15 protein-coding genes are annotated in these 12,464 nt (G+C 43.7%); 11 read left to right on the top strand and 4 right to left on the bottom strand.

What is annotated here, in order from left to right; translation table 11 throughout:
- The first annotated feature begins 82 nt into the window (after positions 1-82).
- Positions 83-1,537: a decarboxylating NADP(+)-dependent phosphogluconate dehydrogenase gene (gene gnd, locus QUB68_RS08070; RefSeq protein WP_332991063.1), complete on the top strand. Its 1,455-nt coding sequence runs from the start codon at positions 83-85 to the stop codon at positions 1,535-1,537.
- Between the two features lie 31 nt (positions 1,538-1,568).
- Here gnd and QUB68_RS08065 read toward each other — a convergent pair whose 3' ends face one another.
- Positions 1,569-1,847, bottom strand: coding sequence for a hypothetical protein (locus QUB68_RS08065; protein ID WP_332991062.1), 279 nt, complete (start codon positions 1,845-1,847; stop codon positions 1,569-1,571).
- 82 nt (positions 1,848-1,929) lie between these two features.
- On the opposite strand from QUB68_RS08065, the gene QUB68_RS08060 reads away from it, so the two are divergent.
- The 3 genes from QUB68_RS08060 to arfB all read left to right on the top strand — a co-directional run bounded on the left by QUB68_RS08060 (position 1,930) and on the right by arfB (position 3,408).
- On the top strand, positions 1,930-2,400 hold the full coding sequence (locus QUB68_RS08060) for a restriction endonuclease (RefSeq protein WP_332991060.1): 471 nt from the start codon (positions 1,930-1,932) through the stop codon (positions 2,398-2,400).
- Positions 2,401-2,565: 165 nt separating this feature from the next.
- Positions 2,566-2,991, top strand: coding sequence for a restriction endonuclease (locus QUB68_RS08055; protein ID WP_332991058.1), 426 nt, complete (start codon positions 2,566-2,568; stop codon positions 2,989-2,991).
- Between the two features lie 3 nt (positions 2,992-2,994).
- Positions 2,995-3,408, top strand: a complete 414-nt coding sequence (arfB, locus tag QUB68_RS08050) for an alternative ribosome rescue aminoacyl-tRNA hydrolase ArfB (RefSeq protein ID WP_332991055.1) — start codon at positions 2,995-2,997, stop codon at positions 3,406-3,408.
- A gap of 67 nt (positions 3,409-3,475) precedes the next feature.
- Here the strand turns inward: arfB and QUB68_RS08045 are convergent, their stop codons facing one another.
- From QUB68_RS08045 to QUB68_RS08035, 3 genes are all read right to left on the bottom strand, one after another.
- Positions 3,476-4,045 (bottom strand): helix-turn-helix transcriptional regulator, encoded by a 570-nt coding sequence (locus tag QUB68_RS08045; protein WP_332991053.1) that lies wholly within the window; start codon positions 4,043-4,045, stop codon positions 3,476-3,478.
- Positions 4,046-4,363: 318 nt separating this feature from the next.
- Positions 4,364-4,636 (bottom strand): helix-turn-helix domain-containing protein, encoded by a 273-nt coding sequence (locus QUB68_RS08040; protein ID WP_293176870.1) that lies wholly within the window; start codon positions 4,634-4,636, stop codon positions 4,364-4,366.
- A gap of 139 nt (positions 4,637-4,775) precedes the next feature.
- Complete coding sequence (locus tag QUB68_RS08035; protein WP_332991051.1) at positions 4,776-5,018, bottom strand: helix-turn-helix domain-containing protein; 243 nt, start codon at positions 5,016-5,018, stop codon at positions 4,776-4,778.
- A gap of 278 nt (positions 5,019-5,296) precedes the next feature.
- Between QUB68_RS08035 and QUB68_RS08030 the strand changes: the two genes are divergently transcribed.
- The 7 genes from QUB68_RS08030 to QUB68_RS08000 all read left to right on the top strand — a co-directional run bounded on the left by QUB68_RS08030 (position 5,297) and on the right by QUB68_RS08000 (position 12,313).
- Complete coding sequence (locus QUB68_RS08030; protein WP_332991049.1) at positions 5,297-6,295, top strand: hypothetical protein; 999 nt, start codon at positions 5,297-5,299, stop codon at positions 6,293-6,295.
- The gene (locus tag QUB68_RS08025; RefSeq protein ID WP_332983745.1) at positions 6,237-6,464 is read left to right on the top strand and encodes a hypothetical protein; all 228 of its coding nucleotides are present in this window, start codon (positions 6,237-6,239) and stop codon (positions 6,462-6,464) included. Before QUB68_RS08030 ends, QUB68_RS08025 begins: the two co-directional genes overlap by 59 nt.
- A gap of 23 nt (positions 6,465-6,487) precedes the next feature.
- Entirely contained in the window at positions 6,488-6,610 is a 123-nt protein-coding gene (locus QUB68_RS08020) for a hypothetical protein (RefSeq protein WP_332991047.1), read from the top strand.
- A gap of 147 nt (positions 6,611-6,757) precedes the next feature.
- A complete protein-coding gene (locus tag QUB68_RS08015) occupies positions 6,758-6,967 on the top strand; it encodes a hypothetical protein (RefSeq protein ID WP_332991045.1) in 210 nt (69 codons plus the stop codon).
- A gap of 140 nt (positions 6,968-7,107) precedes the next feature.
- Positions 7,108-8,322 (top strand): DNA cytosine methyltransferase, encoded by a 1,215-nt coding sequence (locus QUB68_RS08010; protein WP_332991044.1) that lies wholly within the window; start codon positions 7,108-7,110, stop codon positions 8,320-8,322.
- 212 nt (positions 8,323-8,534) lie between these two features.
- Entirely contained in the window at positions 8,535-11,306 is a 2,772-nt protein-coding gene (locus QUB68_RS08005) for a Z1 domain-containing protein (RefSeq protein ID WP_332991042.1), read from the top strand.
- On the top strand, positions 11,303-12,313 hold the full coding sequence (locus QUB68_RS08000; RefSeq protein WP_332991040.1) for a PD-(D/E)XK motif protein: 1,011 nt from the start codon (positions 11,303-11,305) through the stop codon (positions 12,311-12,313). The genes QUB68_RS08005 and QUB68_RS08000 overlap by 4 nt, the downstream gene beginning before the upstream one ends.
- Positions 12,314-12,464 lie beyond the last annotated feature (151 nt).

Raw genomic sequence — 12,464 nt, 5'->3', positions numbered from 1 at the left:
TAGTCCACCGGAAAGCGGTACACCCCGCCTCGCTTTCCTCTCTCCCAAATCAATCCTCAAGCGGAACTAGCGGGTTATTAGCATGACAAAGCAAAATTTTGGTTTAATCGGTCTAGCAGTGATGGGCGAGAACCTAGCCCTCAACGTCGAAAGCAGAGGCTTCTCCGTGGCTGTGTACAACCGCACAGCAGCTAAAACCGACGACTTCATGGCAAAACGCGCCCCCGGCAAAAACATTGTCGCCGCCAAGACTCTCACAGAATTCGTCGATGCCCTAGAAACCCCGCGCCGCATCTTAGTCATGGTGCAAGCTGGCAAACCAGTAGATGCAGTCATCGACCAGCTCAAACCCATGCTGTCACCGGGCGACATGATTATTGACGGCGGTAACTCCCTCTACGACGACACCGAACGCCGCACCAAAGACTTAGAAGCAGCGGGACTGGGATTTGTCGGTATGGGCATCAGCGGCGGCGAAGAAGGCGCCCTCAACGGTGCTAGCCTCATGCCCGGTGGCACGCGCGGTGCTTACGGCATACTAGAGCCAATTCTCATCAAAATTGCGGCTCAAGTAGATGACGGCGCCTGCGTCACATTCATCGGCCCAGGTGGCGCTGGTCACTACGTGAAGATGGTGCACAACGGCATTGAGTACGGTGATATGCAATTAATTGCTGAAGCCTACGATTTGCTGAAAAACGTGGCTGGACTCAGCGGCCAAGAGTTGCAGGAAGTGTTTGCCGAATGGAATACCACCGACGAACTCAACTCGTTTTTGATTGAAATTACGGCTAATATTTTCAAGTACATTGACCCGGAAACTAAGCAACCCTTAGTTGAGGTGATTATGGACGCTGCCGGTCAGAAAGGTACTGGCCGCTGGACTGTAATGAGTGCTTTGGAATTGGGCGTGAGCATTCCGACAATTATCGCTGCTGTGAATGCCAGAATCATGTCTTCTTACAAAGACGAGCGCGTCAAAGCTTCCCAAGAACTGACGGGGCCTACCGCCAAGTTTGAAGGCGATCCTAAAGAGTTTGTGAACAAAGTTCGGGATGCGCTTTACTGCTCGAAGATTTGCTCCTACGCCCAAGGTATGGCGCTGTTGAGCGCGGCCTCGAAGTCTTACGGTTATGACTTGAGTTTGAGCGAAATTTCTCGAATTTGGAAGGGCGGCTGTATTATTCGGGCTGGATTTTTGGACAAGATTAAAACAGCTTTCAAGGACGATCCCGAGCTGCCAAATTTGCTGTTAGCGCCGGAGTTTAAACAGAGCATTCTCGATCGCCAAACAGCTTGGCGCGAGGTGTTGTCTACGGCTAGCCAACTGGGGATTGCTGTACCGGCCTTCAGCGCGTCGCTGGACTACTTCGACAGCTATCGGCGCGATCGACTGCCGCAAAACCTGACGCAAGCTCAGCGCGATTATTTCGGGGCTCACACCTACGAGCGCACCGACAAACCGCGCGGTGAATTCTTCCACTCTGAGTGGACTCAGGCTGCGAAAGAGTCGCTGCAAACGGGTACTTCTGATTAATTAATTTTTGTAGGGTGCGTTTCGGCGCACCTTACGAATTGATCTGCGGTTGCAAATTGTTTTGACGTTTGTTTTTGAGATAGGTTTTAATATATTCGTCGTTAAAGAGCGATCGGGCGATCGTGAGTGCTTCTTGTCTTTCTGCATCTGTCATGTAGTCATCGCCTTTTAAACCTGATGGCGGGTGTCGAGGATCGCCACCTGCATCGAGGAATCGCTGACGTGCGTTAGCGAAGCCCTCGAAGAGGATCGCCATTAATTCTCCTAATCTGCGGTCTTGTTCTCGAATGATATCATGCGGTTTCGTCATAGTATTCAACCTCGTCTACACGAACAATCTCGCCACTTTGTAGTATAAACTATAGACATCTCTTTAAAATAAGTGTAATTTTATGAAGCCTTTTATAGTGAGAGCCGCTGCCCTTGTAGGTGATATTGCAGCCTTGGTATTTGATACACTTAAAGAAGAAGAGTCAAGAAAACGTTTATCAGAGAGCGGTATTGTGGAAGTGGACGCTATGACTGGCAAAGAGTTTGAAAGATTTCTAGATGTCCATTTTAGAAAATTGGGTTATAGTGTTATTTTAACTCAAGATAGTCAAGATTATGGGGCTGATTTAATTTTGGATAAAGATGGCTCCAAAACGGTGGTTCAAGCCAAAAGAAGCAAAAATCCCGTTGGGATTAAAGCAGTTCAAGAAGTAGCAGGAGCCGTCAGACATTACAAAGGAAATAAAGCCAGAGTAATCACTAATAACAGATTTACAGATAACGCTTACAACCTTGCTGAATCTAACGACGTAGAGTTATGGGATCGAAAAAAACTAATCGAATTTATACTGACAGCTAAGAATTGTAAATAACTTATAGCAATCCTTGCAGGAGTCATAAATTTTTTACCCCACCCCAACCCTCCCCGAACCCGCTCTGAGGGAGTAAGAAATTCACAAATGATGCGAGGATTGCTATAACTATACTGAGCAAATCTGGTACAATCATAACTAATTCTTTAAAATCAATGTAATTTAATGTTAGATATAAGTAAGTTGGCGGAATGGTTAGAACGTGAAAGTAGTTTATTAGATAGTGGTATTCTGGAAGTGGATGCCATGACTGGCAAAGAGTTTGAAAGATTTCTAGATATCCATTTTAGAAAACTTGGTTATAGTGTTGTTTTAAGTCAAGATAGTCAAGATTATGGGGCTGATTTAATTTTGGATAAAGATGGATTGAGAACCGTGGTTCAAGCCAAAAAAAGCAAAAACCCCGTTGGGATTAAAGCTGTTCAAGAAGTAGTAGGAGCCGTCAGACATTACAACGGAAATAAAGCCAGAGTAATCACCAACAACAGATTTACAGAAAACGCTTACAACCTTGCTGAATCTAACGACGTAGAGTTATGGGATCGAAAAATACTAATCAAATTTATACTCACAGCTAAGAATTGTAAATAAATCATGCTACAAATTTCTAATACAGTGTTCATTACCGATCGCGAAATCGAGATTAGTGCCATTCGCTCTCAAGGCGCGGGCGGACAAAATGTCAATAAGGTAGCAACCGCTATTCACTTGCGCTTTGATATCCCAGCTTCCTCATTGCCCGATCGCTACAAGCAGCGTTTATTGCAAATCAGTGACCAACGAATCACCTCCGAAGGGGTGATTGTGATTAAGTCTCAGGAACACCGCAGCCAGGAACAAAACCGGGAGGAGGCTTTGAGACGGCTGCAAGAATTGATTAAAAGTGCGATCGTCATACCCAAAAGGCGCAAACCCAGCAAAGCCACTCGTAGTTCCCAGCGCAAGCGTCTTGACAGCAAAACTAAGCGAGGGCAGATTAAAGCTCTGAGAGGAAAAATCACGGATTGAGCGATCTCCCTCGCATCCCCTATCGCAGACAACCTATATGTAGCTGTTACTTCTCCTGGATCGAGGGCTATCGACTTGGTAAGTCATCGGGAATTTTAGTTACGTCTAATCCTAAAAGCTCAAACATAGTTTTTAGAGAAACTTGGTACAGGTTAGCCAGTGCAGCCACGTTTTCAACAGTTGGCATGGACTTTCCTGATTCCCAGTCAGCTTGCATCCGCTCAGAAACGCCGATATGTTGTTTGACTTGAGGGCGGGTTAGCCCAGCTTGTTCTCTGAGAAGCCTTAATGGAGACTTCTCCTTTTCTTGCGAATTTTCTTTCCCAATACATGAAGCTTGTTTCTCGATATCTATCTTCTTGACCTCTGTCGAAAGATGAAGTACACTTAATGCTTGTAGGTCATCGGGAATTTTGGCTACGTCTAATCCCATACATCTAGCAAGTGTTTTTAGAGGTACGCCTAGCTCGCGCGCCAGAGCAATGACGCGATCGAAGCGAGGAATGGCTTCTCCTCGTTCCCAATCGCCAATAATGCGAATTCCTACCCCCATTCGACGACTAAGTTCGGGTTGGGTCAAATTTGCACTTTCTCTCAGGTTTTTCAAGGTTATCGTTTCTCGATCTTCAGCTTCCATTAATTATAGCATTTAATTGCTAGCATTTTAGTGCTTGACAAAGTTGGCATCTGGCACTAAAATGCTAGTAGACACACAAAACAAAGCCGGCTGGGCAAGCCAAACAGTCAAAATGCAGGTTTGAATAACCGCCTTATTTGTAGTGTCTATCAATTGTGCACCTGCATACCCTTAGTATTTTTGGGGCTTGAGTGCATACCTCAAGCTCCTTTCCCTCAACGCCGAGGAGGTGGTGTTATTTAAAAGGTCGATCGACCTTAAAGCACAGCCCAACTCAAGATTGTATCAAATATCCCGACCAAAAATTCGCTCTGTTTGTTAGCTGTCCCTCGGCGGCACGTAATCATCAACAAGTCCTGAAACATCTAGCCCGATCGAGTGACAGAACTGTTTCAAGCTAATATTTAGGGCTGTACAGATGGCTATTGCAGTATCAACTCTGGGTTTTTGTTTTCTTTTTTCTATAGAATACAAAGTATCTTCAGAGACTTTCCCCGTCAGTTGCAGGCTAAGCTCACGGCGACTAAAGCCCCTGTATTCTCTAATTTCCGCAAGGCTCATTTCGTATAAATCCCGTACTTCTTGATTCATTGTGCAGAATATTTTGTAGTTTACCCTTGACAAATACAGGAAACCTGACTAAACTACGAATAGATAATATAGCAAGCGCCCGGGCAAGCCTTACAGCACAACCCAACTCAAAATTGTATCTGTTGGTTTAATTTAATTGCTAATTCGGGCCAAAGCTCTCTGGAAGTTCATCTATTTTTTCTATTTTTAGTTCTCGGCAAATAGCTTTCAACTGAAAGAGAGAAAATTTTGGTTCTGTTACTCCAGATATCCATCTATGATACGTGGCCCGGGGAATCCCGCATCTAAAAGCGAACTCATCTTGTGATAAGTCTGTTTTGTGGATTCTTAGGGCTTCCAATGGTGAATTGCCCTCCTGTCTTCGTTCTTTTCTTGATGACATTGTAACATAAAATCTCAAACTGAGATGTCATACTTGACAAAATTAAATCGACATCTCATAATGAGACAAAGCGACATAACACAAGCCTGTCGGTTAGGCCGAACAGCCAAAACGTGCAGGTTTGAATAACCACGCCCGGAGGTGAGGCGATGTAAAAGGTTGATCGACCCTACAGCACAGCCCAACTCAAAATTGTATCAAAGATCCTGACCAAAACTTCAACTTTGCGATCGCACAACTTCCGTGCTATCGTTCCCTTTCTCGACCCCTTCCCGATCATGACCACATCTACCGACAACTTATACCTGGGCGATGTCGCCTCCAACTTTCACTTTGCAGGCCCGCTGCTAGACTTTGAAGAAGAAATCCAGAACCAATCTCCCTTTCACGATTTAGACTACCTCACAGGCGAAATTAAAAGGGGATTCCTAGACTACGTGCGGCAAGGAATCATGCTGGACGCGATCCGAAAACTGAGATTGTACAAAGGCAAGTTCAAAACCTTTAAAAGTTACTGCGAACAAGCATTAGGCAGGCAGTATTTTTACTGCACGCAAATCATCAAATCTGCTGGCATTTGCCTGCGCTTAATTAAAGCCGGATTTGAGATTTTGCCTAGCTGCGTGGCTCAAGTTGTCCCTTTGTTTAAACACGCAGTAACCGACCAATACGGCGACTGTGCTTTACAGGAAAAATGGCAAGAAGTTGTTGATGTCATACCAAAAGAAAGGATTACCGCAGTCACTATTGCCGAAACTGTTGACAATAACCCCAACCTTCGGCTCAAACAAATTCGCATCAAAACCGACACCTACGCCCTGTTAACCAAAAAAGCAGCCGCAGCAGGAATGTCAATTTCGGAATTTTTAGGGCGGCTGGTTGACGAATACAACCCCAGAAATTTAGAGCAGCCAGCGGAACACACTCCCGAACAAGAGGAGATTTTAGACCAATTAGACGCGGAGTTTAAGAAGCCGGCAGCGGAACAGACTTCAATTTCCCTTCAAGACAAAGTTAAATCTAAAGGTTTTGGAGTAAAAATTGAGCCTAAAGGTGGTACAAGGGAGGTGAGGGCTAAAAGTTCGGAAGGTAAAGTTAAGGCTAAAGGCTCAGAAAGTGAAATTAAGTTGAAAACTAAGCAAACTGAAATCCCAACAGAGAAACTGTCCCATTTATTTAAGGAAAAAAATCATGAAGTCATCAGCCCAAAATCCAATCATGCGTCAACTGAAACTGATGGAGGCTCAATTGAGCGAGATTCAGTGCCAACTGATTAAAGCCACTGTGTTGAATTGGTGGCAAATAGTTTTGCCTGATGGACAGAAGATTGCGATCGAGCACGCGGGCAGCGGACACTGGATTTTTCGGGCTAACGGGCTGGAAAAATCGCATCCTGAAGTGCGGAAAGCGGTATTAATGGCGATCGCCGAAGGCTGTCGCCGATAGGTTACGCTTAAGGACACGGCGCTGTGTCGTGTCCCTACTGGGTGATGGGATTTGGTATGGTTTGGGGATGGTGGGGGCGATCGGGATTGGTATCGAGATTAGTTAGGATTGCGATCGGAATGCCCCAACTGTGGGGCGAGATTTAAAGTTCCCACGTTTTAGGGAGAGAATTCGTTATTACTGCTTATAAATACCCCACTAAAAGTAAGCTCGAACTAGAAGCGGAGTTTAATAGCCTCGCCGCAGAATGGCGTGCAGAAACGAGGATGCTATCATTCGTTACACAGAAGTCAATGCACGCAGCTTACCAGAGAATTATTGGTATGGGCCCGGCTGTTGTCCCGTTGATTCTGCGCGATCTTGAACAAAAACCCGATCATTGGTTCTGGGCCTTGAGGGCAATTACCGGTGATAATCCGGTAAAACCTGAACAGCGCGGTCGAATGAAGCTTATGACTCAAGTGTGGATACAATGGGGAAAAGAACACGGTTATGAGTGGTAGGCTGGATTACCGTAAAATCTTGAGATTTCCGAATTTAGATCGTAATTCAATCCAAAATATATTTTTTAACACTTATTATTAATTGACTACCAATGAAGATATAATTATTAAAAACAGCGGCTTTTTTTTATAGATCGATCATGCTAGAAGATAGACCAGTAATAAAAAATATAAAATCACCGACTGTACTAGATATTTTTTGCGGTGCAGGTGGGATGAGCTTAGGCTTTCAGAATGCTGGCTGTGAAATATTAGGAGGAATTGATAAAAATCCTCATGCTATAAGAACTCATCATAGAAATTTTCCTAACTGTAAACTGATGCGTGATGCTCAGTCTATCGAATCTATTACTGATTTGAGTAAACTGGAGTTGGAGCCGGGAGAAATTGATATTTTAATTGGCGGCCCACCCTGCCAGGTATTTTCAGTAGTAGGCAAGGGTAAAATGAAGTCTTTAGGAAAACATATCGAAAGCGATCTTAGAAATTTCTTATATAAAGAATTTATTAGGGTTGTCAAATATTATAAACCTCTATTTTTTGTAATCGAAAATGTCAATTATCTCCTCAATCACTGGATATTTCCTACTTTGGTAAAAGATTTAGAAAATGGATTAACTAGAAAAAAGCATGATTATCCAGGCTACGATCTTAGTTATCAAATTCTAACCGCTTCTGATTACGGTGTTCCTCAAATCCGAAAACGCTTATTTATTGTTGGTAGGCGTAAAGATACGAATCTAACTTTCGAGTTTCCAGATGCGAATACAAGTTCTCCTGTCTCTGTAGGGGAAGCAATTGGAGATTTACCAGAATTAGAGCCTGTAAGTATACCTTTGAAGAGGAAAAGCACTGCACCAAAGCAAATTGACTTTCCTAAAGCTTACAATTTTTCGCCTAAATCCGAGTATCAAGAGCTAATGAGAATTAAATCTGACGATATGGTAATGAATCATATGTGTCGATCGCATAATGATAAAGACTTGCACATTTTTAGCATCATGCCTCAAGGCGGCAAGTATAAAAATATACCTAATGAGTTAAAACGTTACAGCGATCAGAGTTTTGAGGATAAGTATAAACGCTTACATTGGGATAAACCCTCATGGACACTAACGGCACATATGCAAAAAGATTGTTTAGCCTATATCCATCCAACACAAACCAGAAGTATCTCTGTAAGAGAGGCTGCTAGGCTTCAAAGTTTCCCAGATCATTTTGTATTTGACGCACCTATGACTAGGATGTTTGAATTAGTTGGTAATTCAGTACCACCTCTTTTGGCTGAAGCGATCGCCAGACCAATTGTAAAACAAGTACAAGCCTACTACGAGGTTCAGTCCGAAAGGGGTTAACTTAACTTCAGGTTGACCTGTAGTGCATTGTACAACTAAGATGAGTCAAAGTTGCATACATCTACTGACATGGGAAAGTTATTGCCAGAGTCCTCAGAACACTCCGAGCAATAGAGTAAACCTCATAAACACTTACTTGCTATGTAATTTTTCCAGCACTTTGAAGAACTGGTAGCCAGCCTGATCGATCAGATACATGGAGAATATCTAGAATGAACGACTACGATAGGGCTCGTCTGGTAGCTCAAGCTCTTTTGAAGGGTGAACAGACACCCACACGACAAATCATTCAGGAAAAAGTCAAAATCGCCGTTGATTCTACCAGAACTAGCCAACAAGGCTGTGCCGTTGAGGTAGATGAGGAAAAGCTCGTCCGGGAACTTGAAAGTCTTTTCAACATCTGGATGGGTTTAGGTCATGTACTAGAAAATAAACAGGGTCACATCCCTTGGTTGGCTGACCGCAACAGTGAAATCAATTGGGATTTTTGGAACCGTTATGTACGTTATTTGGAGGAAGAAAAGGGCTGGGCACCAGCGACGATGAATGGTTTAGACCAATTGACAGAATCTATTCTTCAACTCCTAGAGAACCCTTTACGTTCAGGAACTTGGGATCGGAGAGGAATGGTTGTTGGACAGGTCCAGTCTGGAAAAACAGCGAATTATACTGGTCTGATCTGCAAGGCGGTTGATGCAGGATACAAACTGATTATTGTGTTTGCTGGTATGCAGAACAGCTTGCGGAGCCAGACACAACTGCGTCTAGACGAAGGTTTTCTCGGATATGACTCACAAGTACACAGAGCTTCGACTCAAGAGAATTCCTCCATTGGAGCGGGGCTAATTCCTGTTGGAAAGAGGCTGATTGCTGATTCAGCTACAAACAGTGCTAATAATGGTGATTTTAGTAAAAAAATAGCCGGTCAGTTTGGGGTATCAGCAGGGGCTGGAAATCCATTATTGTTTGTTGTCAAAAAGAATACAACTGTACTCAAAAATCTCCTACATTGGGCTTTGCGTCATGGAGACAAAGATGAAAAATCAGGGAAAAGAATTGTCAGAGGAGTTCCATTACTCGTCATTGATGACGAGGCAGATAACGCCTCTATCAACACAAATCCCCCGTTATTTGATGAAAATGGTAAAATTCAGGAAGAGTATGATGTTTCAGCAATCAATGGATTAATCAGAAAACTGCTTCACAGTTTTGAAAAAAGTGCTTATGTAGGTTATACAGCTACACCATTTGCTAACATCTTCATTTATCCAGACCCAGATAAAAAAAATCCAGAATTTGGAGACGATCTCTTTCCACGTAGTTTTATTATCAACCTACCTACACCATCAAACTACATCGGCCCAGTCCAAGTATTTGGACTCGACACCGACCCAGCCATTGGTCTTGAAGCATCAGAAGCTTTGCCTATCATCCGACCAGTGGAAGACCAAAAAGAATGGATGCCGGACAAATACAAAAAAGGTCACGTTCCGGGTGAACTTCCAGGGTCTCTCAAGGAGGCAATTAGGGCGTTTGTTCTTTGTTGCGCTGTCAGAATTGTGCGAGGACAGGAGAACGAACACAACTCAATGCTAGTTCATGTTGCCCGTTTTACGGCTGTCCAATCTGAGGTAACAAAGCAAGTCAAAGACGAGTTGACTTCCCTAAAACAACGACTGCGATCCGGCGATGGCAAAGTAACAGGCAAGCTAGAGGAAGAATTTGAGCAGCTATGGAAAGATGATTTTGTGCCCACTACTTCATCAATACTCTCATCCATACCCGATCCAAAACTAAAGTCAGTTTCTTGGGAAGAAGTCAAATATTTATTGCACCGGGCGGTCTCTAAGATTCAGGTTAAGAAAATCAACGGCACAGCCAAAGATGTACTAGACTACTGGGAACACAAGAATGGGCTGAGTGTTATTGCGATCGGCGGCGATAAATTGTCTCGTGGTCTAACCTTGGAAGGTCTAAGCGTCAGCTATTATCTCCGAGCATCAAAGATGTACGATACTCTGATGCAGATGGGGCGATGGTTTGGGTACAGACCTGGATATTTAGACCTTTGCCGATTGTACACAACTAATGACCTGGTTGAATGGTATGAACACATCACTGTTGCCTGTGAGGAACTCCGGCAGGAGTTTGACTATATGGCTGATGCGGGAGCGACACCTGATGAATTCGGCCTAAAAGTTCGCACGCACCCACAGGGGCTAGTCATCACCGGGGCTAATAAGATGAAGACAGGCACCGTCATGCAACTCTCATACACCAGAAGCCTTAGTGAAACTACCATCTTCTATAAGGACGAAAATAAAAACCAACAAAACCTTGAAGTTACTGAAGAAATGCTGAAAACACTTGGCGAATACTCCAACAAAATAAGCAACAACTATATTTGGCAGGATGTCCCCGCTAAAAAAATCACCAATTTTATTTCAGGCTATCAATCACATCCTAAAGTTAAAACTGCGAACACCACACACCTCGTAGATTACATTAAGGCTCAGCTTCCCCAAAATGAACTCGTATTATGGACTATTGTTCTGATATCAAATAGTCGAGGCAAAAAAAGGTGTATTGCTGGACATGAAGTGGGTACAACTTTGCGTAAGGATGCCTCCCCTGAATCTTCTCAGGAATATCGCCTGAGCAAGTCTCGCCTCCTGAGTCCAACCGATGAATGGCTCGATCTGTCAGAGGCAACTCGTCAAGAGATTCTCGATCTCACTAGGATTCAGCGAGAAGAGGCTGGTAAACCACCGGGGGCTGGCAATACACCTAACGGAAAAATTTTGCGTTCCAAGCGTTCACCAAAAAACGGCTTACTCTTGCTCTATCCACTAGAGCCGGAAGTAATCAATTCTGAAATTCCTGTCATCGGTTTTGTGATGAGTTTCCCCGATAGCAAGACAGCCCAGATGGTCGAATATAAGGTTAACAATGTGTACTGGAAAGAGGAATTTGATCAGCCATGACGGTGCAAAATACTTGGAAACGATTGGAGGATGATACTACAAGTGTACTTTCTGGCTATATCATCCGCCGCCTATTGCCAGAGGTTGCATACGATGTTTATCTCGCTATTGAAAGACCTTCTAATGCACGTTTGCTGATGCTGCGATTGAAGCACAAATCTATCGGCAAATCCGCTGTTTTTCCTAATTCCAACTGCTTTGAGGTTAGGCGTGTAGCTATGCCTGGTGATGATGATACCCATGTCACCCTACAACTGGTACTTATTAACTCGCGTTACAGCGATATCTTTACAACATTAGTACAGGATATTGTTGATGCAATTGCCCCGATTGCGGATGAGCAAAACGCTGTAGGGGCATTCTTTACCCGTCTGCGGCGATGGCAAGCATTCTTAGAAAAACATAACCCTGAAGGACTTAGCCAAGCGGAACAGCAAGGATTATATGGTGAACTCTGGTTTTTGCGACAGGTTGTTATTCCTCAAATTGGCTCTCCCCAAGGAGTCAAATGCTGGACGGGTGCAAAAGGAACTCAACAAGATTTCCAGTTTCAACACTGTGCTGTTGAAGTCAAAACTACTACAGCTAAACAGCATCAGAAACTAGCGATCGCCAGTGAACGGCAACTAGATGATACTGGCACTGACACACTAATTTTACTGCACTTATCTCTTGATGCTAGACAAAACCGGGGTGAATCTCTACCGGATATTGTCGCCAGTCTTAGGTCACTTGTCGAAAACGACCCTATAGCCAAGGAACAATTAGAAATACTCCTTTTTGAAGTTGGGTATCTGGATATACATACTTCCCACTATGAACAAATTGGTTATACCCCACGAGAAGTTAACTATTTCAAAGTCGAGGGAGATTTTCCCAGAATTATTGAAGCGGATATCCGAAATGGCGTTGGCGATGTTCGCTACACCATCAGCGTTGCCGAGTGCCGACACTTTTCAATGCCTGAATTAGATGTAATTTCTTTAATCAGGGGTAGCAATGAGTGAACAAGTCAAATTAATTCAGTTTGCTGAAGACTTCAGACAATTTTCCCCAGCCCTTTAACCGCTGGTGAATCACATCTAACAACACAGGTACAATAGGCAAACCCTCTTGCTAAACGTCGATCGCCCTTACCACACAATCCAACACCAAAAA

The sequence above is a fragment of the Microcoleus sp. A006_D1 genome, assembly GCF_036702805.1.
In the GTDB taxonomy this organism is placed as follows: domain Bacteria; phylum Cyanobacteriota; class Cyanobacteriia; order Cyanobacteriales; family Microcoleaceae; genus Microcoleus.
This window is presented reverse-complemented; position numbering and strand designations above follow the sequence as displayed.

Coding starts and splice junctions, on each gene's coding strand:
- QUB68_RS08065 (WP_332991062.1), bottom strand. CDS start 1,847: ATGACGAAACCGCATGATATCATTCGAGAACAAGACCGCAGATTAGGA.
- QUB68_RS08060 (WP_332991060.1), top strand. CDS start 1,930: ATGAAGCCTTTTATAGTGAGAGCCGCTGCCCTTGTAGGTGATATTGCA.
- QUB68_RS08055 (WP_332991058.1), top strand. CDS start 2,566: ATGTTAGATATAAGTAAGTTGGCGGAATGGTTAGAACGTGAAAGTAGT.
- QUB68_RS08035 (WP_332991051.1), bottom strand. CDS start 5,018: ATGTCATCAAGAAAAGAACGAAGACAGGAGGGCAATTCACCATTGGAA.
- QUB68_RS08010 (WP_332991044.1), top strand. CDS start 7,108: ATGCTAGAAGATAGACCAGTAATAAAAAATATAAAATCACCGACTGTA.
- QUB68_RS08030 (WP_332991049.1), top strand. CDS start 5,297: ATGACCACATCTACCGACAACTTATACCTGGGCGATGTCGCCTCCAAC.
- QUB68_RS08005 (WP_332991042.1), top strand. CDS start 8,535: ATGAACGACTACGATAGGGCTCGTCTGGTAGCTCAAGCTCTTTTGAAG.
- QUB68_RS08025 (WP_332983745.1), top strand. CDS start 6,237: ATGCGTCAACTGAAACTGATGGAGGCTCAATTGAGCGAGATTCAGTGC.
- gnd (WP_332991063.1), top strand. CDS start 83: ATGACAAAGCAAAATTTTGGTTTAATCGGTCTAGCAGTGATGGGCGAG.
- QUB68_RS08015 (WP_332991045.1), top strand. CDS start 6,758: ATGCACGCAGCTTACCAGAGAATTATTGGTATGGGCCCGGCTGTTGTC.
- QUB68_RS08000 (WP_332991040.1), top strand. CDS start 11,303: ATGACGGTGCAAAATACTTGGAAACGATTGGAGGATGATACTACAAGT.
- QUB68_RS08040 (WP_293176870.1), bottom strand. CDS start 4,636: ATGAATCAAGAAGTACGGGATTTATACGAAATGAGCCTTGCGGAAATT.
- arfB (WP_332991055.1), top strand. CDS start 2,995: ATGCTACAAATTTCTAATACAGTGTTCATTACCGATCGCGAAATCGAG.
- QUB68_RS08045 (WP_332991053.1), bottom strand. CDS start 4,045: ATGGAAGCTGAAGATCGAGAAACGATAACCTTGAAAAACCTGAGAGAA.